The following is a 21,119-nucleotide window of genomic DNA, read 5'->3' on the forward strand; positions in this document are numbered from 1 at the left end:
CCTGGGTGGGCTGACTACCGGTTAGCGCCACATGGCTTCTACGCAGGACCGATGTAGTTGCCCGCGGCGTCGCAGCCCCGCGCCCACTGCACGACGAGCTCAGCACCTCGCTCCCGCGCGGCCGCTTCCAGTGCGGGGAGGTCGCGTTCCACCACGCCGCCGGGCCAGACAGTTGTTCGCACCTGCAGTCCCATCCCGTAATCCCTCGCGGCGGCGGTCACCATGTCCAGACTCGTCCACATGCCTCGGGCCATGGTGGCCGAGGCGCCCGTCACGGCCGGCAGGTGGGAGGGCAGGGCCTTGATGTCGAAGCCGATCCAGTCCGGGCGCGTCTCCGCGTTGCCGAGGAGGCGGCCCAGGCGGGCGGGGGAGTAGCCGCAGGTGTGCAGGCCCACTTTGTGCCCGTGGGCGTGGGCGAGCGCGATGGCCGCGCCCAGGCCCGTGTGGACGAGGGGTTCGCCGCCGGAGATGACGAGGGCGTCGACAAGCGTGGCGCGCTCGTCCATGAGCGCGAGGGCCTCTGCGAAGGTGTGCTCACCGGGCGTGTAGCCCTGAAGGCCCGGGTTGTGGCAGTAGGTGCAGCGCAGCGGGCAGCCCTGCGTGAACGCGGTCACGGTGATCATGTCTGGCCAATCCGTCACCGAAAACGGCATGATCCCCGCCAGGGGCAGGCGCAGGGCCTGGGGCTCGGTGCCCGCGTCGGAGTAGGGGGCGGGATGCAAGGGGTGCATGGAGTCGCTCACCGCAACCAACTAGCTGGACAGCTGCGCGCGTGCTTCGGAGAAGTACTGGCGCTCGTGGAACTCGCCCTTCTTGCCGGTGTTGAAGCTGTCCATGGGGCGGAAGTAGCCCATAACACGCGTCCACATCTCAGTCTTAGCACCGCAGTGCGGGCACACCGGGTGCTCGCCCGAGATGTAGCCGTGGTCCGGGCAAATCGAGTACGTCGGCGTCACCGTGACGTAGGGCAGGCGGAAGTTCTCGAGTGAGCGGCGCACCAGCGTCGCGCATGCCTTCGCCGACGACATCGCAGCGCCCATGTAGAGGTGCAGCACCGTGCCGCCGGTGTATTTGCTCTGCAGATCCTCCTGGGCGGCAAGTGCGGCGAAGGGATCGGGGGTCAGTGAGACGGGAAGCTGGGAGGAGTTCGTGTAGTACGGCTCGGCCTCGGAGCCCGCCTGCACCATCTCCGGGTAGCGCTTGCGGTCCTCGCGCGCGAAGCGGTAGGTCGCGCCCTCCGCGGGGGAGGCTTCCAGGTTGTAGAGGTGGCCCGTTTTCTCCTGCGCCTGCGTCAGCAGCTCGTTGATGCGGTCCAGCAAACGTGCGACCTGGGCGTGGCCTTCCGGGTCAGTCAGGTCGTAGGCATCGCCGGTGAAGTTGCGGATCATTTCGTTGCAGCCGTTGACGCCGATGGTGCTGAAGTGGTTGTCCAGGCTCGGCAGCCAGCGCTTGGTGTAGGGGTACAGGCCACGCTCCAGGTTGGCGTTGACGAAGGCGCGCCGGCGCTCGAGAGTCTCGACACCGAGCTCCACCAGCTCCTCCACGCGCTGCAGGAGACCGGCCTCGTCGCCGCGGTAGAGGTAGCCCAAGCGCGCGCAGTTGAGGGTGATGACACCGATGGACCCGGTCAGCTCGGCGGAGCCGAATAGCCCGTTGCCGCGCTTGAGCAGCTCGCGCAGGTCCAGCTGCAGGCGGCAGCACATGGAGCGGATCATTCCTGGATCCAGGTCGGAGTTGATGAAGTTCTGGAAGTAGGGCAGGCCGTACTTCGCGGTCATGGTGAACAGCGCCTCCGCTCCGGGGCTGTCCCAGTCGAAGTCCCGCGTGATGTTGTAGGTCGGAATCGGGAAGGTGAAGGGTCGGCCGTTGGCGTCGCCCTCGGTGAGCACCTCCAGGAACGCGCGGTTGATCAGGTCGATCTCATCCTGGAGCTCGCCGTAGGTGAAGTCGACGGGCTCGCCACCGATGAACGGGGTCAGCTCCGCGAGGTCGGCGGGGCACACCCAGTCGAAGGTGAGGTTTGTAAACGGGGTCTGGGTGCCCCAGCGCGATGGAACGTTCAAGTTGAACACGAACTCCTGTAGGTACTGCTTGACCTGCTCGAAGCTCAGGTTGTCGAGCCGCACGAACGGCGCCATGTAGGTGTCGAAGCTCGAGAACGCCTGGGCGCCGGCCCATTCGTTCTGCAGCGTGCCGAGGAAGTTGACCACCTGGCCGCAGGCGGAGGAGAAGTGGCGCGGTGGGTGCGAGGACACGGTTCCCTCGACCCCGCCGAAGCCCTCCTCGAGCAGCTGGCGCAGTGACCATCCGGCGCAGTAGCCGCACAGCATGTCGAGGTCGTGGATGTGGATGTCACCTTCGCGGTGTGCGGTGCCGGCTTGGGGGCTGAAGACCTCGTCGAGCCAGTAGTTGGCGGAGATCTTGCCGGCGGCATTCAGAATCAACCCGCCGAGGGAGTAGTCCTGGTTGGCGTTGGCGTTAATGCGCCAGTCGTTGCGCTCGAGGTATTCGTCGACAGTGGAGGCGACGCCAACGCTTGTCGACGCCCCCCGGGCCCCATCCTGCAGCTGTGTACGGGGAGTGAGAGTGGTGACGTTGGATGGAATGGAGTGTGACAAAGGAAGGTCCTTACGTGCATCGATGCCGAGAGTGAGGAAGGTAAAGGCGGGAGGGTCGGGACGCCCATAGCCGTAACGTATGGCAACGATAGCTTTAGTTCCGCAAAAATCCCATATGTGTAATTCAAAAAGTTTGCCAACACAAGATGTAGTACTCGCGGTGGGGCAGGTGCTGGCGCAATGCGCTATCGTGGCCCGAATCTAGTGCGCCCGAATGGGGTCATTCGGCCTGGCGTCGAAAAGCGGTTTGGGCGTGCGGGGGTTGACGTGCTACCTTGTCCGGTAGTTCATCGACATTTGTGCGATGAAGTTCAGACCATTCAACGGCTGGGAAGCTGGAACAATGTGTCGGCATGTAGTTCGGTAGGGCCCCGGAAAAGAGCCCCCATTTTTGCATGTTTGACTAATCCCGGTTCGTACGAAGTTTAGAAAGACTGGAATTAATGCCAACTATTCAGCAGCTGGTCCGCAAGGGCCGCCACGACAAGCGCGGCAAGGTTGCCACCGCAGCCCTGAAGGGCTCGCCGCAGCGCCGCGGCGTGTGCACCCGCGTGTACACCACCACCCCGAAGAAGCCGAACTCCGCTCTGCGTAAGGTCGCCCGTGTGCGCCTCACCTCCGGCATCGAGGTTTCCGCCTACATCCCGGGCGAGGGCCACAACCTGCAGGAGCACTCCATGGTCCTCGTTCGCGGTGGCCGTGTGAAGGACCTCCCGGGTGTGCGCTACAAGATCATCCGCGGCGCACTCGACACCCAGGGCGTCAAGGACCGCAAGCAGGCTCGTTCCCGCTACGGCGCGAAGAAGGGACAGTAATCAGATATGCGTAAGCAGCAAGCTCCGAAGCGTCCCGTGGTGAAGGATCCGGTTTACAACTCCGAGGTCGTCACCCAGCTCGTTAACAAGATCCTCCTGGACGGCAAGAAGTCCACCGCAGAGCGCATCGTCTACGGCGCCCTCGAGATCTGCCGCGAGAAGACCGGCACCGATCCCGTCGGCACCCTCGAGAAGGCTCTCGGCAACATCCGCCCGGACCTCGAGGTTCGTTCCCGCCGTGTCGGTGGCGCGACCTACCAGGTCCCGGTTGAGGTCAAGCCCGGCCGTTCCAACACCCTCGCTCTGCGCTGGATGGTGACGTTCACCCGTCAGCGCCGCGAGAACACCATGGTTGAGCGTCTCGCCAACGAGATCCTGGATGCCTCCAACGGTCTCGGTGCTTCCGTGAAGCGCCGCGAGGACACCCACAAGATGGCTGAGGCCAACCGCGCCTTCGCTCACTACCGCTGGTAATTGCTACCGGCTGTGGCTTTGCGACGACAACCCGGCACGCGCACGACAGCGCGCCAGCGAACTGCATAACCATGCGGCGCTGACGCGTCGCGCGCTGCCGGGTTGTGTGCATAGAGCCCTCGCATAGCCCCCTCGCGGGTGAGTTACATCCCCCGCACTGCCACTTGAAGGAAAAAGTGGCAGAATTGACCAAGATAAACATTCGCCAGAGACGTTCCCTGGCCACATGGCCTCGCCCTGTGGGTATAGCGTCGACGACTTTTAAGTTGGGGTACAAACGTGGCACAAGAAGTGCTTAAGGACCTGAACAAGGTCCGCAACATCGGCATCATGGCCCACATCGACGCCGGTAAGACCACCACCACCGAGCGCATCCTCTTCTACACCGGTATCAACCGCAAGGTGGGCGAGACCCACGACGGCGGCGCGACCACCGACTGGATGGAGCAGGAGAAAGAGCGCGGCATCACCATTACGTCCGCTGCGGTGACCTGTTTCTGGAACAACAACCAGATCAACATCATCGACACCCCGGGCCACGTGGACTTCACCGTCGAGGTCGAGCGCTCCCTGCGCGTCCTCGATGGCGCTGTCGCCGTGTTCGACGGCAAGGAGGGTGTTGAGCCCCAGTCCGAGCAGGTGTGGCGTCAGGCCGCCAAGTACGACGTTCCGCGTATCTGCTTCGTCAACAAGATGGACAAGCTCGGCGCTGACTTCTACTTCACCGTTCAGACCATCATCGACCGCCTCGGCGCCAAGCCGCTGGTCATGCAGCTGCCGATCGGCGCTGAGGATGACTTTGACGGCGTCGTCGACCTGCTCGAGATGAAGGCTCTGCTGTGGCCGGGCAAGGTCGAGACCGGCACCCCGCCGCAGATCCAGGAGATCCCGGAGGACCTCAAGGAGAAGGCTGAGGAGTACCGCGAGAAGCTCCTCGAGACCGTCGCCGAGTCCGACGAGGCCCTCATGGACAAGTACTTCGGTGGCGAAGAGCTGACCCTGGACGAGATCAAGGCGGCCATCCGCAAGATGACCGTCAACTCCGAGGTCTACCCGGTGTACTGCGGTACCGCTTACCGCAACAAGGGTGTCGAGCCGCTGCTCGACGCTGTTGTCGACTACCTGCCGAACCCGCTCGACATCGGCGAGGTGCACGGCACCTCCATGGATGGCGAGACCGAGATGACCCGTAAGCCGTCTGTCGACGAGCCGTTCTCCGCGCTCGCCTTCAAGATCGCGGTTCACCCGTTCTTCGGCAAGCTCACCTACGTGCGCGTCTACTCCGGCCAGGCAACCCCGGGCGAGCAGATGCTCAACTCCACCAAGAACAACAAGGAGCGCGTGGGCAAGCTCTTCCAGATGCACGCGAACAAGGAGAACCCGGTCGAGCACGCCGACGCCGGTAACATCTACGCGTTCATCGGTCTGAAGAACACCACCACCGGTGACACCCTCTGCAGCACCGATAACCCGATCATCCTCGAGTCCATGGACTTCCCGGACCCGGTTATCCAGGTCGCCATCGAGCCGAAGACCAAGGCCGACCAGGAGAAGCTCGGTACCGCAATCCAGAAGCTCGCCGAAGAGGACCCGACCTTCACCGTCAAGCTTGACGACGAAACCGGTCAGACCGTCATCGGCGGTATGGGCGAGCTCCACCTCGACGTCCTCGTGGACCGCATGAAGCGCGAGTTCAAGGTCGAGGCGAACATCGGTTCCCCGCAGGTTGCGTACCGCGAGACCATCCGCAAGAAGGTCGAGTCCTTGGACTACACCCACAAGAAGCAGACCGGTGGTTCCGGCCAGTTTGCAAAGGTCATCGTCTCCATCGAGCCGTACAACCCGGACCAGGAGACCCTGGAAGAGGGCGAGTCCGCAACCTACAAGTTCGAGAACGCCGTCACCGGTGGTCGCGTGCCGAAAGAGTACATCCCCTCCGTCGACGCTGGTATCCAGGACGCGATGCAGTACGGCTACCTCGCCGGCTTCCCGCTGGTGAACATCAAGGCCACCCTCGAGGACGGCGCCTACCACGAGGTTGACTCCTCTGAAATGGCCTTCAAGATGGCTGGTTCCCAGGTGCTCAAGGAGGCCGTCGCCAAGGCGAAGCCGGTCCTTCTCGAGCCGCTCATGGCCGTCGAGGTCGTCACCCCCGAGGAGTACATGGGCGACGTCATCGGCGACCTGAACTCCCGCCGTGGCCAGGTCAACTCCATGGATGACCGCTCCGGCGCGAAGGTCGTCAAGGCCATCGTTCCGCTGTCCCAAATGTTCGGTTACGTGGGCGACCTGCGTTCCCGCACCCAGGGTCGCGCGAACTACACCATGGTGTTCGACTCCTACGGCGAGGTTCCCTCGAGCGTTGCTCAGGAGATCATCGCCGAGCGCACCGGCAACTAGTCGGTTCGCCCGCCGCGGCAGCCCTTGATGTGCCTCAAGGGCTGCGCACCACCGCGGCAGCTGAGTAGCGGCCGGGCTGAGGCCGTCGGTCCACGGGAAGATAGACACCCCAGTGGATCAGGGGCTTGAGCCGGCCGTTACTCTCCCTACAGGACTACTTCGCGGTAGGCCCTCAATGATCCGTCTAGCGGGCCAAAAAGCTTGTCGAATGGGTACAGGACAGTTTGAAAAACGGTCCAGAGGTATCTAGGATCATGTAACTGGCACATTGTGAAATGGCCATTGTCGCGCGCCCGGTGAAAGCCGGTGCGGGTCAAGGCGAAAATGTAAACCACGTGGCTGCGAACGTCGTAGCCACCATGAAGTCCAGGAGGACATACAGTGGCAAAGGCTAAGTTTGAGCGTACAAAGCCGCACGTAAACATCGGCACCATCGGTCACGTCGACCACGGCAAGACCACCACCACGGCTGCCATCACCAAGGTGCTTGCTGACGCTTACCCGGACGAGAACACCGCTTTCGCATTCGACGCGATTGACAAGGCTCCCGAGGAGCGCGAGCGCGGCATCACCATCAACATCTCCCACGTGGAGTACAACACCCCGAAGCGCCACTACGCACACGTTGACGCTCCGGGCCACGCCGACTACATCAAGAACATGATCACCGGTGCCGCTCAGATGGACGGCGCGATCCTCGTTGTCGCCGCCACCGACGGCCCGATGCCGCAGACCCGTGAGCACGTGCTCCTCGCCCGCCAGGTGGGCGTCCCCTACATCCTCGTTGCGCTGAACAAGTGCGACATGGTTGACGACGAAGAGATCATCGAGCTCGTCGAGATGGAGGTCCGCGAGCTTCTTGGTGAGCAGGACTACGATGAGGACGCTCCGATCGTTCACATCTCCGCTCTGAAGGCCCTCGAGGGCGACGAGAAGTGGGTTCAGTCCGTCGTGGACCTCATGCAGGCTTGCGACGACTCCATCCCGGACCCGGTCCGCGAGACCGACCGCGACTTCCTGATGCCGATCGAGGACATCTTCACCATCTCCGGCCGCGGTACCGTTGTGACCGGTCGTGTCGAGCGCGGTGTCCTGAACCTGAACGACGAGGTCGAGATCATCGGCATAAAGGAGAAGGCTCAGAAGACCACCGTCACCTCCATCGAGATGTTCAACAAGCTGCTCGACACCGCTGAGGCTGGCGACAACGCCGCTCTGCTGCTCCGCGGTCTCAAGCGCGAGGACGTCGAGCGTGGCCAGGTTGTCATCAAGCCGGGCGCCTACACCCCGCACACCAAGTTCGAGGGTTCCGTCTACGTCCTGTCCAAGGACGAGGGCGGCCGCCACACCCCGTTCTTCGACAACTACCGTCCGCAGTTCTACTTCCGCACCACCGACGTCACCGGCGTCGTGAAGCTGCCGGAGGGCACCGAGATGGTCATGCCGGGTGACAACGTCGACATGACCGTCGAGCTCATCCAGCCGGTCGCCATGGACGAGGGCCTGCGCTTCGCTATCCGCGAGGGCTCCCGCACCGTCGGCGCTGGCCGCGTCACCAAGATCCTCGACTAATCCTCGACGATCTAGGTTGCGCTAAGCGCTAACGACTAAGCCGCTTCTCCCCAATGGGGAGGGCGGCTTTTTCGCGTGCGTAGACTCAAAGCCGTGTTTGAGTCCAGCGACCCCACCCGTATTCCACGCGTCATCGCGGCGCTCGAGCGCGCGTGGGAGGGACAGCCCGATCTGCCCCTGACCACCCTGATGGGTATTCTCGCCAATCGCGGCATCAGCTGGGGAGCCAGCGACGATGAGCTTGTCGACGCCCTAGCACAGCTCGAGGCAGAACACCCAGCAACCGTTGAGCCGACCCCGCCCCACGATCTCACGATCACGACGACCGATCCCGCGCGAGCCGTCACGCTCAGCGGTGGGTACGCCATCGTTCGCGACCCGCAGAACCCCTCCGCTATGCCGAGCGTGTGGCGCTACGAGTCGTTGCGGCGGACGGGACCTGGCAGACCCTTGGTCATCCGCGACACTGAGTCGATCGAGCACCGGATCGGTGTCGTGCGGCTGGTTAGCCGGTTGTGCATGGATCGACCGCTTGACGGGCTGCATCACGGTGATGTCGGCGGTGGCGCATGGCTGGTCGCGTTCGAAGGGGGCGCGAGGGCTGTCGTGGGCCGTAGCATCACTGTGTGGACGCCCGGTCGGCGTGACGTCGACAAGCGAAGCCTACGGTGGGAACAGATTGCAAGCTGCGGGGTAGGGGAGCAGCTGAGAGTGGTACCGGCTGGCGGTGGGGAGCCCTCCGAGATAGGGCTTGTGGAGCGTGTGGTCTATCTCGGAGAGGGCTAGTTGATCCTGTCGAGCTCGAGCTTGTAGACGGTGTCGAGGTCGATGCCGGGGCAGGCGGAGGCGAAGTCGAGGTCGGAGGTCTCGATCAGCGAGGCAACCTCGGGCAGCGACGCCTCCGGACGCGCCACGACCTTAAAGGTGGCGGTAGGGCGTGTGCCCACGGTGGCGACACTGGCCTGCGCGCGCTCAACGAGCGGGCTGAGGGCGAGGTGATCGCAGCTGGCGTCGGCGAGGCGTTGAACATTGAGAACTATGGTTCCCTCCGCGCCGTCTTCTTGCTCGACGGTGGCGTTGTTGAACGCCCGGTTGCGGATATTCGCCAAAATGAGTGCGAGACCGGCGATGGCGAGAAGTGTCGCCACACCGGCGAGCGCCGGGTCGAACCATGGCTGATTTGCAAGCCGGCCCACCTGCGCGCGGTCGACAGATGTTGCCCATCTGCTAAGGACGGGCACGTTCCAATGCAGAAGGGCGGGAAGTGCGCCGACGATGACGAGTAGGACGCCAACTACGGCGACCGCGAGGCGGTCGACAGCTGCCAGTGCACGCGTCATTGCTAGATCTCCTTGGGTGTCTGGGGCGCTGGGGTCAGTTCAACGTCGATCCGGGGAACGCGGTGGAGCCCCGCAAACTGACCGGTGAGCGCCTCCTCGACGCGGGTCCGGGCGAAGTCACCCTTTGTGCCGGCCGGCATGTGGAGCTGGACCAGGACTCGTTTGCGGCTCGCCTGAGAACGGACGTGGTCTGCCCCAGATTCCTCGCGGGCAACAAACGTCGCCTTGCGCGCAATGTCGACCGGCCGCATCCAGATGGACGATTCCGAGGAGTAGCGCACGTGGGTGCGCGGTCGCGGCGCCACGGCGGCGATGAGCAGTAGGACACCGAGGAGGGAAACCACAACGCCAGCGGCGACGGTGACCATGCCGATCTGATGGTCGGCAACCCAGCGCAGCGCCGAGGCGGTCCACGAGGTGTCGCGGCCCACGCGGTAGTGCATCCACAGGTCTCGGCCCAGTGCTACGGCTAGTCCGAGCAGTGCCGCGCCAAGTGCGAGAGACAGCCACCGGACGGAGGCGACGCCTCTAGGCTCTGCACCTGGGCCCACGCCTGGGAACGTCGCCCGGTTAGCGGTGACCGGGTGCGAGGTACTACGCGTCACGGAGAATCACCACCGGTTCAATCGAGATAGGCCGCAACGTAATGGGTCGCGGAGGATGAGGCACACGCACCGGCTGTGGATCCGGCGTTGCAGGATGCGTGACCGCAGGAGGGCGGGCGGCCACAGCTCTGGGGGCGGGTGGCGTCACCGTGATCTCACGCAGCTCACGCAGCGGCCTGGTCACTGGCGATTTCACCCGCAGCGGGCGGACAGTAATCGGCGTCGGGACGATGAACGTTGCATGCCCTGCGACATCGTCGGCGGTGATGCGACTGTCCTGTGCGGTCGTCCCCGTAGCGCGCGCGTTTGCCACCGTGATGTTGACCCGAATGACTGTGTAGCCGGTAAGAGTCTCAACATGCGAGGCGATCGCCGTGCGCACCGCCTCGGCGACGTCGACGACGGGGGCGGGGTAGGACGTGGCAATAACCGCCTCGATCGACACCGTTGCCGCCGCTTTGTCGATGACCGCGTCAATCTTCGGCAGGCCCCGGCCGGCGAGGCCGGCGAGTTTCGCGTCGAGGCGAATGCACCCAGGCACGGCGAGAGCGGCGGCCTCGGCGATCCTGGCCACTGCCTTCCCACTGAGCCGAAAAGACGACTCCATTAGCTGCGGCCTCGTCCAGAAGTCGCGCTGATCAGGGCTGCCAGGTCGAGGCGGCCGTCGAGTTGGGCACCGATAACGCCGCCGAGGACGCTAAACAACGCCAGCCACAAAAGGCCCGGCAGGCCCCCGAACGTGACGAAATAGGCGACAACGACACCGATGACGACGCCGAGCGCGGCCTTGTTAGACAGGACGTTCATCCCTTTACCTTTCTCCATTGCTTCTGCTCCTGCGGTGTGGGGCACCCCGGTATCACCGGGCGTCGGCGACAACGACATCAACAATTTCCACTCCGGTTGCCCCCACCACGGCGCGGCGAACCTCGGCGGCGATGTCGCGGACATCACGGGCAAGCGCGTAGTCGACTACGAGGTGAACCTCGACACCGAAGCGGTCGTCGCGGGCAATCTTGCGCACTCCCTCGACACGGGTGCCCGGCAGGAGAATCGCAATCTCCCCGAAACGCCCGGCGTACAAGTCAGCGACCCCCGACACAGAGAGAGCCGCGTCGCGCGCGGCCTCGGCGCGCTGGCGGTCCATCGCGCTTGACGTCATTACAGCTGCTGCGCGTTGACGGCGGAGTCTGAACTTGGGGCAGGCTCCGCCGTATCGGTGTCCTGGCCCGGCAGGTGGACGTCGTGGACGGTGACGTCGACGCGGTCGACGATAAGGCCGGTCATCCGAGTGATCGCAACGCTGACGTTCTCGCGGATCGCGTTGGCCAACTCGTGGATAGCCACGCCGTACTCGGCGATGATCGCCACGGCGACAGAGGCGTGCCCTGCCTCCACCACGACGTTGACGCCCTGCTGGACGTTGGTCGAGGAGGTCAGGGATTCGCGCACCGCGCCCCACATGCGCGCGGCACCGCCGCCCAGGCTGTAGACGCCGGAGACCTCGCGCGCGGCGATGCCGGCGATCTTGCCGACGACGTTGTCATCGATCACGGTCGTGCCGAGTTCGGTCTCGAGGTTCTCGTTGCGGGGGCGGGTCTGCTCCGCGGTGACGGCGTTGGACGCGCCTGTGCCAGTACTGGTGTTGGACATGAGTGTGCCTCCTGGAAAGCCCGATGAGTTCTGGTTGGTAAGGCTACACCGGGTGCGGCGGGCACAGGCGGGGCAAGTGGGGACGGGAAAGGTGGATCGGGGAGGCGTCGATAAGCGTCTTGCGCAAAAAGTGCTGACGTGCTTAAATGAACGGGTTGCCTTGACATGGCGCGCAAGCGTGATGGTAAGGCGAACATGACACCTTCATCTGAAGGCCCCGTTCGCGGGGACCGGAGAAGGGCCATGGCAAATAAACAGCGGCAGTACGCAAGGGTCACGCGCCCTTCCGAGTCTGACACCCGGGTCTGAATCAAGGCCCAGGCGGAAGCACTGATTCGCCTCGCACTTTGCTGATGGCCTCACCTTCCGGATGTGTCATGACAGTCAGAAACGACACTGGCGTTGAGCCAAGGGCCCAGCCCGGACAACGTTATAGAGAAACTAGAAGCTACAACCCCACCGCTTCTCGTTAAGAGAATGTGGGGATGCGAGGAAGAGGTAAGCGTGGCGGGACAGAAGATCCGCATCAGGCTCAAGGCCTACGACCACGAGGCAATCGACGCATCCGCGAAGAAGATTGTCGAGACGGTCACCCGCACGGGTGCCCGCGTCGTTGGGCCGGTGCCGTTGCCCACTGAAAAGAACGTGTACGCCGTTATTCGTTCTCCGCACAAGGACAAGGACTCTCGCGAGCACTTCGAGATGCGCACTCACAAGCGCCTCATCGACATTCTCGATCCGACGCCGAAGACCGTCGACGCTCTCATGCGCATCGACCTTCCGGCCAGCGTTGACGTGAACATTCAGTAGTAACTGAGAAGCACCGAGAACCCCCAACTCTTAGTGGAGAACTAACAATGTCTGACAACCAGATCAAGGGCATTCTGGGCAAGAAGCTCGGCATGACTCAGATCTTCGACGAGGACAACCGCGTTATCCCGGTTACCGTCGTCGAGGCTGGGCCTGCTGTGGTCACCCAGATTCGTACCCCCGAAACCGATGGCTACTCTGCCATCCAGATTGCTTACGGCGACATCGATCCCCGTAAGTCGAAGAAGCCGCAGGCCGGCCACTTCAAGAAGGCTGGTGCCAACCCGCGCCGCTACGTCACCGAGATCCGCATGGATGACACCTCGGCATACGAGCTCGGCCAGGAAATCACCGTCAACATCTTCGACGGCGACACCTACGTCGACGTCGTGGGCACCACCAAGGGCCACGGCTACGCCGGCGCCATGAAGCGTCACGGCTTCGCCGGCCAGGGCGCGTCCCACGGTAACCAGGCGGCACACCGCCGCGTCGGTTCTATCGGCGCCTGCGCCACCCCGGGTCGCGTTCTCAAGGGCACCCGCATGGCCGGCCGCATGGGCGGTAACCGCGTTACCACCCAGAACCTGAAGATCCAACGCATCGACGGCGACAACAACCTCATCCTGATCAAGGGTGCCATCCCCGGCGCCAAGGGCAGCGTTGTTACCGTCAAGACCGCAGTGAAGGGCGGTGCTCACGCATGACGAACCTGACGCTTGACGTCCACACCGCTGACGGAAAGACCAACGGTTCCGTAGAGCTTCCGGAAGCGCTTTTTGACCGCGAAGCATCCATCCCCCTGATGCACCAGGTTGTCACCGCTCAGCTGGCAGCCGCCCGTCAGGGCACCCACGCCACCAAGACCCGTGGCATGGTGCGAGGCGGCGGCCGCAAGCCGTTCCGCCAGAAGGGTACCGGTCGCGCCCGCCAGGGTTCGATCCGCGCCCCGCACTTCACCGGTGGTGGCGTTGTCCACGGACCGCAGCCGCGTTCCTACGCGCAGCGCACCCCCAAGAAGATGATCAAGGCTGCTCTCGCAGGTGCTCTCACCGACCGTGCTCGCAACGCGCGCATCCACGTCGTTGAGGACCTCGTCCCGGGCCAGACCCCGTCGACGAAGGCCGCCCGCGCCTTCATTGAGCGCCTGACCGACCGCAAGAGCGTTCTGCTCGTGATCGGCCGTGAGGACATGAACTCCCGTCTTTCCGCAAGGAACCTGCCGGGCGTCCACATCCTTGAGCCGACTCAGCTGAACACTTACGACGTGCTCAACGCCGACGACCTCGTGTTCTCGGTGGAGGCACTCCACACCTTCGTCAACGCCAACCAGAACGCTGGCGCGGGCGCAGTGGAGGAGGATAAGTAATGGCTAAGATCGCAAACCCGCGTGACATCGTCATCGCCCCGGTCCTCTCTGAGAAGACCTACGCGCTGATGGAGCAGAACACCTACACGTTCCTCGTGAACCCGTCTGCCAACAAGACCCAGATCAAGATTGCCGTGGAAGAGATCTTCGGCGTCGACGTCGCTTCGGTGAACACCGCCAACCGTGAGGGCAAGCGCAAGCGCTCCCGCACCGGCTTTGGCAAGCGCAAGGACACCAAGCGCGCCTACGTCACTCTCCGCGAGGGCAGCGACTCCATCGACATCTTCGGCGGCGCAGCCGTCTAAGTGGCTCGATAGAAAAGGACACATTATGGCTATTCGCAAGTACAAGCCGACAACCCCGGGTCGCCGCGCCAGCTCCGTTTCCGAGTTCCAGGAGCTCACCCGCTCCACTCCGGAAAAGTCTCTGCTGCGCCCGCTCCCGAAGAAGGGTGGCCGCAACCAGCACGGTCACATCACCACCCGTCACCGCGGCGGCGGCCACAAGCGTCGCTACCGCGTGATTGACTTCCGGCGCTCCGACAAGGACGGCGTGCTGGCCAAGGTCGCTCACATCGAGTACGACCCGAACCGCACCGCGAACATCGCGCTGCTGCACTACTACGACGGCGAGAAGCGCTACATCATCGCGCCGAAGGGCCTCGTCCAGGGTGCAGTGCTCGAGTCTGGTGCCAACGCGGACATCAAGGTTGGCAACAACCTTCCGCTGCGCAACATCCCGACCGGTACCACCATCCACGCAGTTGAGCTCAAGCCGGGCGCCGGCGCCAAGCTCGCTCGCTCCGCAGGTACCTCCATCCAGCTCCTCGGTAAGGAAGGCTCCTACGCAGTCCTGCGTATGCCGTCCTCCGAAATCCGCCGCGTGGACATCCGCTGCCGCGCCACCGTGGGTGAGGTCGGCAACGCCGACCAGATCAACATCCGCTGGGGTAAGGCCGGCCGTATGCGCTGGAAGGGCTGGCGCCCGACGGTTCGTGGTGTTGTCATGAACCCGGTCGACCACCCGCACGGTGGTGGTGAGGGTAAGACCTCTGGTGGTCGCCACCCGGTGTCGCCGTGGGGCCAGAAGGAAGGCCGCACCCGCAACCCGAACCGTTACTCGAACAACATGATCGTGCGCCGTCGTCGTGCGAACAAGAAGCGCTAAGAGGAGGTAAACAGACATGCCACGTAGCCTTAAGAAGGGCCCGTTCGTCGACGAGCACCTCCTCAACAAGGTGGATGCTCAGAACGAGGCCGGCACCAAGCAGGTCATCAAGACCTGGTCTCGCCGCTCGACCATTCTCCCCGACTTCATCGGTCACACTTTCGCCGTCCACGACGGTCGCAAGCACGTCCCGGTGTTCGTTGATGAGGCCATGGTCGGACACAAGCTCGGTGAGTTTGCACCCACGAAGACCTTCAAGGGTCACGTCAAGGAACAGAAGGGACGTCGATAAGCAATGGCTGAGACCATCACCACTGCATCCGCGACGGCCAAGTTCGTTCGTACTTCCCCGATGAAGGCTCGCCGCGTGCTGGCTCTCGTCCGCGGCAAGTCCGTAGCCGAGGCCCTCGCAATCCTGAAGTACGCACCGCAGGGCGCAGCCAAGCCGGTTGCGAAGGTCGTTGCCTCCGCAGCCGCCAACGCCGAGAACAACTTCGGCCTGGACCCGCGCACCCTGGTCATCTCCGAGGCATACGCCAACGAGGGACCGACCATGCGCCGTTTCCAGCCGCGTGCCCAGGGCCGCGCATTCCAGATCCGGAAGCGCACTTCCCACATCACTGTTGTTGTCGAGTCCAAGGAAGGGGCTAAGTAATGGGCCAGAAAATTCACCCACACGGCCTTCGCCTGGGAATCACCGCAGACTGGAAGTCCCACTGGTACGCCGACAAGAACTACGCCGACTACGTCGCCGAGGACATCAAGATCCGTGAGTTCCTGTCCAAGGGCCTCGAGCGCGCCGGCATCGCCGACGTCGTCATCGAGCGCACCCGCGACCGCGTCCGCGTGGACATTCACACGGCCCGCCCGGGCATCGTGATTGGCCGCCGCGGTGCTGAGGCTGACCGCATCCGCCGCGAGCTGGAAAAGCTCACCGGCAAGATGGTTGCCCTCAACATCCTCGAGGTCAAGAACGTCGACGCCAACGCCGCTCTGGTCGCACAGTCGATCGCCGAGCAGCTGGTCAACCGCGTCGCATTCCGTCGCGCCATGCGCAAGGCTATCCAGTCCGCAATGCGCAACCCGCAGGTCAAGGGCATCAAGGTGATGACCTCTGGCCGTCTGGGCGGCGCCGAGATGTCCCGCGTCGAGCGCTACCACGAGGGTCGCGTTCCGCTGCACACGCTGCGTGCAGAGATCGACTACGGCATTGCAGAAGCACACACCACCTTCGGCGTCATCGGCGTCAAGGTTTGGATCTACAAGGGTGACGTCGTCGGTGGCGTGCGCGAGTCCGAGCTCAACGCTCCCTCGAACGACCGTCGCGGCCGTGGCGACCGCCGCCCGCGTCGCGGTGGCCAGCGCCGCCAGCGCGCAGAGCAGAAGCAGGAGGGCTAAAACATGCTTATCCCTAAGCGCGTTAAGTACCGCCGCCAGCACCGCCCGACCCGTCGTGGCGTGTCCAAGGGTGGCAACACCGTCAACTTCGGTGACTACGGCCTCCAGGCTCTCGAGCCGGCCTACATCACCAACCGCCAGATTGAGGCCGCGCGTATTGCGATCAACCGCCACGTCAAGCGTGGCGGCAAGGTCTGGATCAACATCTTCCCGGACCGCCCCCTGACCCAGAAGCCGCTCGGCGTGCGTATGGGTTCCGGTAAGGGCCCCGTCGAGAAGTGGGTGGCTAACGTCAAGCCGGGCCGCATTCTTTTTGAGATGTCGTACCCGAACGAGGAGACCGCACTCGAGGCGCTCCGCCGCGCAGGCGCGAAGCTTCCGTGCAAGGTCCGCGTCATCAAGAAGGAGGACCAGTTCTAATGGCTACCGGTACCCCCGCATCGGAATTCCGCGAGCTCAACGAAGACGAGCTGCGCACCCGTCTGACCGAGGCAAAGGAAGAGCTGTTCAACCTGCGCTTCCAGCTCGCCACGGGTCAGCTGACCAACAACCGCCGCATCTCCACCGTGAAGCGCGACATCGCACGCATCTACACCGTGCTGCGCGAGCGCGAGCTCGGCCTGTCTGTCGTCCCGGGAGCTGAGGCATAACCATGACTGAGGCAAACGTGAACGAAGTTAAGAAAGAGAAGGCGACCCAGAAGCGTCGTCGTGGCTACGTCGTGTCCGACAAGATGGACAAGACGATCGTGGTCGAGGTCGAGGACCGCAAGTCCCACGCCCTCTACGGCAAGATCGTGCGTAGCTCCAAGCGAGTGAAGGCACACGACGAGGACAACACCGCCGGCATCGGCGATCTCGTTCTCATCGAGGAGACCCGCCCGCTGTCCAAGGACAAGCACTTCCGTCTCGTCGAGATCATCGAGAAGGCCCGCTAAAGCGATAGTTTCTCGTGTCTAAAGCCCCGCCCTTTTTCGGGCGGGGCTTTTCGCATGTGCGGGTTGAGGCGAGTTGTTCGTGTGGGGGAGTGGGGGGCGATGCGTGTACGACCTCAGCGCGGTCTTGTACTCAAAATGCCAGGACGCAGATGCTTGAGGTCGTGCAGCGTTGCGTCGTTCGTGTTCGCCGCGCCTGGGCAGTTTCTTGTGCACGACCTCAGCGTGCTTGCGCGCGCAAAACCCCAGGATGCAGATGCTTGAGGACGTGCAGACCCGCGTAGCTCACGCGCCCCGCGGCCGGGCAGCTCCTCGTGCACGACCTCAGCGCGATCACGCAGACAAAACCCCAGGATGCAGATGCTTGAGGACGTGCAGACCCGCGTAGCTCACGCGCCCCGCGCCCGGGCAGCTCCTCGTGCACGACCTCAGCGCGATCGCGCAGACAAAACCCCAGGATGCAGATGCTTGAGGTCGTGCAGACCCGCGTAGCTCACCCGTCCCGCGCCCGGGCAGCTTCTCGTGCACGACCTCAGCGCGATCACGCGCACAAAACCCCAAGACGCAAACGCTTGAGGTCGTGCACAGGCGCGCTCGACCCGAACGAATCCACACCCACGCAGGGAAGTACAGATCTAGCCGCCCGCCGCCACGCCCACTGCGGTGCGGAAGGCGCGGTAGTCGCCCCGAATCTGCGAGAGCGGCTCAACAATTGCGCCCGCGGAGGCCTGGGCGACTTGCTCGCGCAGAGCGGATCGCGTTCGGCGGCGGATTCCTGCGCCGATCATTCCGCCAAAGACTGCGGTGAGCACACCCAGGACGAAGCCCAGCAGCAACCCGCCCATGATGAGCAGCGTCGGGATGGGCCAACCTTCGATAGAGGGAACCAGGACGGAGCCGTAGCCGAGAGAGTTCATCAGCGGCAGCATGACCCCGGGAACGAACGCGGCCAGTAGATACCAGAGCACCCCGCACAGGGCCATGACGAGGGCTAACCATTGCACGGCAGTGAGGACTGACCATGCCTTCGAGGGCTGGGCGGGCAGGGTGGTGCGGGCCACCGCGCGGTCCAGTTCTTCGGGCAACTGAGCTGCGACCGCGTCGGCGGTGTCGCTCACCGCGGAGGCCCAGCCGTGCGGCAATCCCTCGGCGACAGCGGTCGCGTACGTACGGACACCTCGGTTGGCCACAGCTTTCGATGCGGCGTCGAGTTCGGGCAGCGAGGTGCGGTGGACACCGACCTCGTCGGCCTCGTCGCGCAGGCCCATGCGCCGCAGCGGGTCGGGGCGCAGCCGCGAGATCCACGAGGTGAGCAGCCAGCCCGTGCGCTGGTTGAGGCGCTTGCGGTAGGCCGCCGCGGTGGCGTCCGCCAGGCGGTCGGCGCCTGCCGCCTGTGCAAGGACGGCATCCATTTCTCGCTTTGCTCGCTTATCGACATCCCCCAGCTTCCGCTCCCGGCCACGCTCACCATCGACCCACGGAGACGTGACCGCGCGGATGTCGGCCTCGATGCGGGCGGTCTGGGCAGTGCGGGCCTGGGTGACGCGGGTGATGGCGGCACGTAGGTCGTCGATGCCTAAGCCTGTGCGGGCGGAGGTTGCGACGACCTGGACGTTGGTTAGCCCGTCGTCGCGAAGCAAACCCGCGAACGAGCGGGCGACAACGGGGCGGTCTGTCTCTGCGAGCGTGTCGGCCTTGTTGAGCACGGCGAGCGTGACGGCCGAGTGGTTGGCGTGTGGCCGGATGAACTGGTCGTGGATGACGCTGTCGGCGTACTTCTCGGGGTCGGAGACCCAGACGAGCACATCGACCTGGCCGGCGAGCCGGGTGGCGATCTCCCTGTTGGAGAGCTCCACGGAGTCGAAGTCCGGCAGGTCGAGAAGGATGATCGGGCCCGCACCGGGTGCGAACTCGTCCTCGCGGTTGCGGCGGTCCTCTACGGCGAGCCAGTCGAGCAGTTCGGCAGAGCCTTCGGGTTCCCAGATCGCGGCCAGCGGCGAGGACGTCGTGGGGCGGCGCGCAGCAGCGGTGCCGAGATCCTCGCCAACTACGGCGTTGAACAGCGATGTCTTGCCGGAACCGGTGGCGCCGAAGAAGCCGACTACGGTGTGCTCGGCGGACAGCGCGCGCCGCTGCGTGCCCGCCTCGGCGACCGCGCTCAGCCGGTCGAGTTCGGCGGGTGCGAGGTACGGGGCGGCGAGCTCGGCGGCGTCGTGAAGCGCCCTGAGACGCTCGCCGAGAGAAGCTTTCCTCTTAAGCAGCGCCATTGTCGCCCGCCACCTTTCGCTCGACGGAGTCCACAGCGGCGTCGGCCGCTGCGCGCAGCTCGTGGGCGCTCGTTCCTGCGTTGAGAGGCTCGAGTACGGCGTTGAAGCGTGCGCGCTCGCTGTCGAACAGCGCCGCCAGACGTGTCCGGAGGTCCTCGCGGGCGCGGGTGGCCATCCGGCGCACAGCTTCCTCGCCGAAGATGGTCTCCAGAAGCTTCTGGCCGACCACCGCGGACCCGCCCGCGATGGCGACCTCGCCGCCGGTGAGCCCGGCGGTGGAAGCGAACACAACCAGCATGAGTGCGACGGTTGCGACGTTGAGCCCCAGCGACATGATCCGGGCGCGCTGGCGCTTGGCGCCGGCCGTGTCCTGGATGTGGCGCAGCAGGTCGTCTTGCCAGGCGCGGACGAGCGCCGCGGCGTCGGCTGAGATGTCGGCGCTGGCCCGGGCGAGCGCCGGATCGGCGCCGGCGCGCAGGTCCGGTGCGACCGCTCCGAGGTGGGACCACGAGCGTGCCGCGGCCGTGTCGGCGGCGTCGATGATGACGGCGTGCAGGCCGGACTCGAGCTCGGTTTCGACCTCGCGCACGGGGGTGGGCTGGCCCTTGAGCACTGCGCCGATGCGATCGACTGCGAGGGTGAACCACTTTTCCACGCCGCGGAACACGTCCGAGGTGCCCACGAAGTCCTGCCAGCGCTCGAGTACCTCCGTGCGCAGCAGCTTCCCGTCAGAGGTGGCGTCGTCGACGTAGTCGTGTGCGGCGTCGTAGTGGGCGTCGATAGCTGAGGCGAGCTGACCCGCGAAGACCTCCCGGTCTTCGCGCACGCCGGCGAGCTTATCGACGCGACCTGCCACCGCCTCAAGCGCACCCATCACCGTCTTGCCCGCGACTGCGCGCCTGGCCGCGGTGTCGCGGGCCAGGTTGTCGAGGTAGTCGCGCACCGGCGCAACCTCCGCAGCGGGCAGGAAACCGTCGAGCCCGGAGAAGAAACCGACAGTGAAGACTGGTGCGGAACCGAGCCCCGCCTCGGCCATCATGCGCTTCAAATCGTCCGGCACGGTAGCAGCGGCGTCGTCGTCGAGGCGGTTGAGTACCACGGCGACCTCGATGTTTCGGCCGGCGGCGTCGTTGAGGAAGCTCCACACGAGGTTGTCGGCGTAGCGTGCCGGGGTGGTGATGAACATCCACAGGTCAGCCGCCGCGAGAAGCTGAGAGGACAGGGCGCGGTTGCGGTCGTCGATCGAGTCGAAGTCCGGCGCGTCCAGCAACGCTAGGCCGGTGGGAATCGCGTCGGTGATAACGACGCGCAGCGCCGTCGATTGCTCGTCACCCGCGCCGTGCGAGCGTGCCAGGCCCGGGAGCACCTGCGGGGAGTTGAACCAGTCGGCGTCCGCCGGGTTGGCCACCAGGATCGGCTGGCGGGTAGTCGGGCGGATGACGCCGGGGTTGGTGACCTGCTCACCGAGAATAGCGTTGACCAGCGTCGATTTGCCTGATCCCGTGGACCCGCCCACCACTGCGAGCAACGGGGCGTCGACGTTGGCCAGACGCGGCAGGATGTAGTCGTCCAGCTGGGTGGCGAGCGCGGCGGCCTCCTTAGCGGCGGGGCCGTCGAGGCGCAGCTCACGGAGAACGTCGCGCAGGCGGGCGACGGCAGAGATGTCAGGGTGGTTCATCTCTCACATTGTTCCAGACCGC

26 protein-coding genes are annotated in these 21,119 nt (G+C 64.6%); 16 read left to right on the forward strand and 10 right to left on the reverse strand.

The annotated features are described in order from the left end of the window. Window positions 1–38 precede the first annotated feature (38 nt). Window positions 39–731 (reverse strand): anaerobic ribonucleoside-triphosphate reductase activating protein, encoded by a 693-nt coding sequence (locus tag VVR41_RS02440; protein WP_368523513.1) that lies wholly within the window; start codon window positions 729–731, stop codon window positions 39–41. A 21-nt stretch (window positions 732–752) separates the two neighbouring features. Next, window positions 753–2,567, reverse strand: coding sequence for a ribonucleoside triphosphate reductase (locus VVR41_RS02445; protein WP_368523514.1), 1,815 nt, complete (start codon window positions 2,565–2,567; stop codon window positions 753–755). 494 nt (window positions 2,568–3,061) lie between these two features. On the opposite strand from VVR41_RS02445, the gene rpsL reads away from it, so the two are divergent. From rpsL to VVR41_RS02470, 5 genes are all read left to right on the forward strand, one after another. Continuing rightward, complete coding sequence (gene rpsL / locus VVR41_RS02450) at window positions 3,062–3,433, forward strand: 30S ribosomal protein S12 (protein ID WP_019193925.1); 372 nt, start codon at window positions 3,062–3,064, stop codon at window positions 3,431–3,433. 6 nt (window positions 3,434–3,439) lie between these two features. Further along, on the forward strand, window positions 3,440–3,907 hold the full coding sequence (gene rpsG / locus VVR41_RS02455) for a 30S ribosomal protein S7 (RefSeq protein ID WP_321101347.1): 468 nt from the start codon (window positions 3,440–3,442) through the stop codon (window positions 3,905–3,907). A 279-nt stretch (window positions 3,908–4,186) separates the two neighbouring features. Continuing rightward, window positions 4,187–6,307 carry an elongation factor G gene (gene fusA, locus VVR41_RS02460; RefSeq protein WP_321101345.1) on the forward strand — a complete coding sequence of 707 codons (2,121 nt, stop codon included), beginning with the start codon at window positions 4,187–4,189 and terminating at the stop codon, window positions 6,305–6,307. 381 nt (window positions 6,308–6,688) lie between these two features. Then, on the forward strand, window positions 6,689–7,879 hold the full coding sequence (gene tuf, locus VVR41_RS02465) for an elongation factor Tu (RefSeq protein WP_368523458.1): 1,191 nt from the start codon (window positions 6,689–6,691) through the stop codon (window positions 7,877–7,879). 93 nt (window positions 7,880–7,972) lie between these two features. Beyond that, window positions 7,973–8,665 carry a hypothetical protein gene (locus tag VVR41_RS02470; protein ID WP_368523459.1) on the forward strand — a complete coding sequence of 231 codons (693 nt, stop codon included), beginning with the start codon at window positions 7,973–7,975 and terminating at the stop codon, window positions 8,663–8,665. Here VVR41_RS02470 and VVR41_RS02475 read toward each other — a convergent pair. The 6 genes from VVR41_RS02475 to VVR41_RS02500 are packed head-to-tail and all read right to left on the reverse strand — an operon-like array spanning window position 8,662 to window position 11,477. Further along, window positions 8,662–9,219: a hypothetical protein gene (locus VVR41_RS02475; protein ID WP_321103828.1), complete on the reverse strand. Its 558-nt coding sequence runs from the start codon at window positions 9,217–9,219 to the stop codon at window positions 8,662–8,664. The two genes, VVR41_RS02470 and VVR41_RS02475, sit on opposite strands and share 4 nt — an antisense overlap. Before the next feature lie 2 nt (window positions 9,220–9,221). Beyond that, a complete protein-coding gene (locus VVR41_RS02480) occupies window positions 9,222–9,824 on the reverse strand; it encodes a hypothetical protein (protein ID WP_368523460.1) in 603 nt (200 codons plus the stop codon). Then, entirely contained in the window at window positions 9,814–10,431 is a 618-nt protein-coding gene (locus VVR41_RS02485) for an Asp23/Gls24 family envelope stress response protein (RefSeq protein ID WP_368523461.1), read from the reverse strand. The genes VVR41_RS02480 and VVR41_RS02485 overlap by 11 nt, the downstream gene beginning before the upstream one ends. Continuing rightward, entirely contained in the window at window positions 10,431–10,649 is a 219-nt protein-coding gene (locus VVR41_RS02490; protein ID WP_368523462.1) for a hypothetical protein, read from the reverse strand. The genes VVR41_RS02485 and VVR41_RS02490 overlap by 1 nt, the downstream gene beginning before the upstream one ends. A gap of 34 nt (window positions 10,650–10,683) precedes the next feature. Further along, window positions 10,684–10,986, reverse strand: coding sequence for a hypothetical protein (locus VVR41_RS02495; RefSeq protein ID WP_368523463.1), 303 nt, complete (start codon window positions 10,984–10,986; stop codon window positions 10,684–10,686). Next, entirely contained in the window at window positions 10,986–11,477 is a 492-nt protein-coding gene (locus tag VVR41_RS02500; protein WP_321103833.1) for an Asp23/Gls24 family envelope stress response protein, read from the reverse strand. Before VVR41_RS02500 ends, VVR41_RS02495 begins: the two co-directional genes overlap by 1 nt. Before the next feature lie 504 nt (window positions 11,478–11,981). Here VVR41_RS02500 and rpsJ point away from each other — a divergent pair. The 11 genes from rpsJ to rpsQ are packed head-to-tail and all read left to right on the forward strand — an operon-like array spanning window position 11,982 to window position 17,155. Then, window positions 11,982–12,287, forward strand: a complete 306-nt coding sequence (rpsJ, locus tag VVR41_RS02505; RefSeq protein WP_005286760.1) for a 30S ribosomal protein S10 — start codon at window positions 11,982–11,984, stop codon at window positions 12,285–12,287. 47 nt (window positions 12,288–12,334) lie between these two features. Further along, window positions 12,335–12,991 carry a 50S ribosomal protein L3 gene (gene rplC, locus VVR41_RS02510; protein ID WP_321103834.1) on the forward strand — a complete coding sequence of 219 codons (657 nt, stop codon included), beginning with the start codon at window positions 12,335–12,337 and terminating at the stop codon, window positions 12,989–12,991. After that, entirely contained in the window at window positions 12,988–13,653 is a 666-nt protein-coding gene (rplD, locus tag VVR41_RS02515) for a 50S ribosomal protein L4 (RefSeq protein WP_321103835.1), read from the forward strand. Before rplC ends, rplD begins: the two co-directional genes overlap by 4 nt. After that, window positions 13,653–13,958, forward strand: a complete 306-nt coding sequence (gene rplW / locus VVR41_RS02520) for a 50S ribosomal protein L23 (protein WP_115685315.1) — start codon at window positions 13,653–13,655, stop codon at window positions 13,956–13,958. The genes rplD and rplW overlap by 1 nt, the downstream gene beginning before the upstream one ends. Window positions 13,959–13,983: 25 nt before the next feature. Further along, window positions 13,984–14,820 carry a 50S ribosomal protein L2 gene (rplB, locus tag VVR41_RS02525; protein WP_321103836.1) on the forward strand — a complete coding sequence of 279 codons (837 nt, stop codon included), beginning with the start codon at window positions 13,984–13,986 and terminating at the stop codon, window positions 14,818–14,820. A gap of 16 nt (window positions 14,821–14,836) precedes the next feature. Beyond that, window positions 14,837–15,112 carry a 30S ribosomal protein S19 gene (gene rpsS, locus VVR41_RS02530; RefSeq protein ID WP_368523464.1) on the forward strand — a complete coding sequence of 92 codons (276 nt, stop codon included), beginning with the start codon at window positions 14,837–14,839 and terminating at the stop codon, window positions 15,110–15,112. Between the two features lie 3 nt (window positions 15,113–15,115). Further along, on the forward strand, window positions 15,116–15,475 hold the full coding sequence (gene rplV, locus VVR41_RS02535) for a 50S ribosomal protein L22 (RefSeq protein WP_115685313.1): 360 nt from the start codon (window positions 15,116–15,118) through the stop codon (window positions 15,473–15,475). Continuing rightward, a complete protein-coding gene (gene rpsC, locus VVR41_RS02540) occupies window positions 15,475–16,218 on the forward strand; it encodes a 30S ribosomal protein S3 (RefSeq protein WP_368523465.1) in 744 nt (247 codons plus the stop codon). Before rplV ends, rpsC begins: the two co-directional genes overlap by 1 nt. A gap of 3 nt (window positions 16,219–16,221) precedes the next feature. Further along, window positions 16,222–16,638 carry a 50S ribosomal protein L16 gene (gene rplP, locus VVR41_RS02545; protein ID WP_368523466.1) on the forward strand — a complete coding sequence of 139 codons (417 nt, stop codon included), beginning with the start codon at window positions 16,222–16,224 and terminating at the stop codon, window positions 16,636–16,638. After that, window positions 16,638–16,868, forward strand: coding sequence for a 50S ribosomal protein L29 (gene rpmC, locus VVR41_RS02550; RefSeq protein ID WP_368523467.1), 231 nt, complete (start codon window positions 16,638–16,640; stop codon window positions 16,866–16,868). Before rplP ends, rpmC begins: the two co-directional genes overlap by 1 nt. A 2-nt stretch (window positions 16,869–16,870) precedes the next feature. Continuing rightward, window positions 16,871–17,155: a 30S ribosomal protein S17 gene (gene rpsQ, locus VVR41_RS02555; RefSeq protein ID WP_368523468.1), complete on the forward strand. Its 285-nt coding sequence runs from the start codon at window positions 16,871–16,873 to the stop codon at window positions 17,153–17,155. A 632-nt stretch (window positions 17,156–17,787) separates the two neighbouring features. On the opposite strand, the gene VVR41_RS02560 is transcribed toward rpsQ, so the two are convergent. Continuing rightward, on the reverse strand, window positions 17,788–19,419 hold the full coding sequence (locus VVR41_RS02560; protein ID WP_368523469.1) for a GTPase: 1,632 nt from the start codon (window positions 19,417–19,419) through the stop codon (window positions 17,788–17,790). Beyond that, window positions 19,406–21,097 carry an ABC transporter gene (locus VVR41_RS02565; protein WP_368523470.1) on the reverse strand — a complete coding sequence of 564 codons (1,692 nt, stop codon included), beginning with the start codon at window positions 21,095–21,097 and terminating at the stop codon, window positions 19,406–19,408. Before VVR41_RS02565 ends, VVR41_RS02560 begins: the two co-directional genes overlap by 14 nt. Between the last annotated feature and the right edge of the window lie 22 nt (window positions 21,098–21,119).

This window comes from Corynebacterium sp. LK2510 (assembly GCF_040946405.1).
GTDB lineage: Bacteria > Actinomycetota > Actinomycetes > Mycobacteriales > Mycobacteriaceae > Corynebacterium.

What these genes read in the sequence shown, in the direction of transcription:
- VVR41_RS02475 (WP_321103828.1), bottom strand. Translation starts at nt 9,219, where the DNA reads ATGACGCGTGCACTGGCAGCTGTCGACCGCCTCGCGGTCGCCGTAGTT.
- rpsQ (WP_368523468.1), top strand. Translation starts at nt 16,871, where the DNA reads ATGACTGAGGCAAACGTGAACGAAGTTAAGAAAGAGAAGGCGACCCAG.
- rpsL (WP_019193925.1), top strand. Translation starts at nt 3,062, where the DNA reads ATGCCAACTATTCAGCAGCTGGTCCGCAAGGGCCGCCACGACAAGCGC.
- rpmC (WP_368523467.1), top strand. Translation starts at nt 16,638, where the DNA reads ATGGCTACCGGTACCCCCGCATCGGAATTCCGCGAGCTCAACGAAGAC.
- rplV (WP_115685313.1), top strand. Translation starts at nt 15,116, where the DNA reads ATGGCTGAGACCATCACCACTGCATCCGCGACGGCCAAGTTCGTTCGT.
- VVR41_RS02490 (WP_368523462.1), bottom strand. Translation starts at nt 10,649, where the DNA reads ATGGAGAAAGGTAAAGGGATGAACGTCCTGTCTAACAAGGCCGCGCTC.
- rplW (WP_115685315.1), top strand. Translation starts at nt 13,653, where the DNA reads ATGGCTAAGATCGCAAACCCGCGTGACATCGTCATCGCCCCGGTCCTC.
- rplP (WP_368523466.1), top strand. Translation starts at nt 16,222, where the DNA reads ATGCTTATCCCTAAGCGCGTTAAGTACCGCCGCCAGCACCGCCCGACC.
- VVR41_RS02560 (WP_368523469.1), bottom strand. Translation starts at nt 19,419, where the DNA reads ATGGCGCTGCTTAAGAGGAAAGCTTCTCTCGGCGAGCGTCTCAGGGCG.
- VVR41_RS02495 (WP_368523463.1), bottom strand. Translation starts at nt 10,986, where the DNA reads ATGACGTCAAGCGCGATGGACCGCCAGCGCGCCGAGGCCGCGCGCGAC.
- rplC (WP_321103834.1), top strand. Translation starts at nt 12,335, where the DNA reads ATGTCTGACAACCAGATCAAGGGCATTCTGGGCAAGAAGCTCGGCATG.
- VVR41_RS02440 (WP_368523513.1), bottom strand. Translation starts at nt 731, where the DNA reads ATGCACCCCTTGCATCCCGCCCCCTACTCCGACGCGGGCACCGAGCCC.
- rpsG (WP_321101347.1), top strand. Translation starts at nt 3,440, where the DNA reads ATGCGTAAGCAGCAAGCTCCGAAGCGTCCCGTGGTGAAGGATCCGGTT.
- rpsC (WP_368523465.1), top strand. Translation starts at nt 15,475, where the DNA reads ATGGGCCAGAAAATTCACCCACACGGCCTTCGCCTGGGAATCACCGCA.
- rplB (WP_321103836.1), top strand. Translation starts at nt 13,984, where the DNA reads ATGGCTATTCGCAAGTACAAGCCGACAACCCCGGGTCGCCGCGCCAGC.
- rplD (WP_321103835.1), top strand. Translation starts at nt 12,988, where the DNA reads ATGACGAACCTGACGCTTGACGTCCACACCGCTGACGGAAAGACCAAC.
- rpsS (WP_368523464.1), top strand. Translation starts at nt 14,837, where the DNA reads ATGCCACGTAGCCTTAAGAAGGGCCCGTTCGTCGACGAGCACCTCCTC.
- VVR41_RS02500 (WP_321103833.1), bottom strand. Translation starts at nt 11,477, where the DNA reads ATGTCCAACACCAGTACTGGCACAGGCGCGTCCAACGCCGTCACCGCG.
- VVR41_RS02485 (WP_368523461.1), bottom strand. Translation starts at nt 10,431, where the DNA reads ATGGAGTCGTCTTTTCGGCTCAGTGGGAAGGCAGTGGCCAGGATCGCC.
- VVR41_RS02565 (WP_368523470.1), bottom strand. Translation starts at nt 21,097, where the DNA reads ATGAACCACCCTGACATCTCTGCCGTCGCCCGCCTGCGCGACGTTCTC.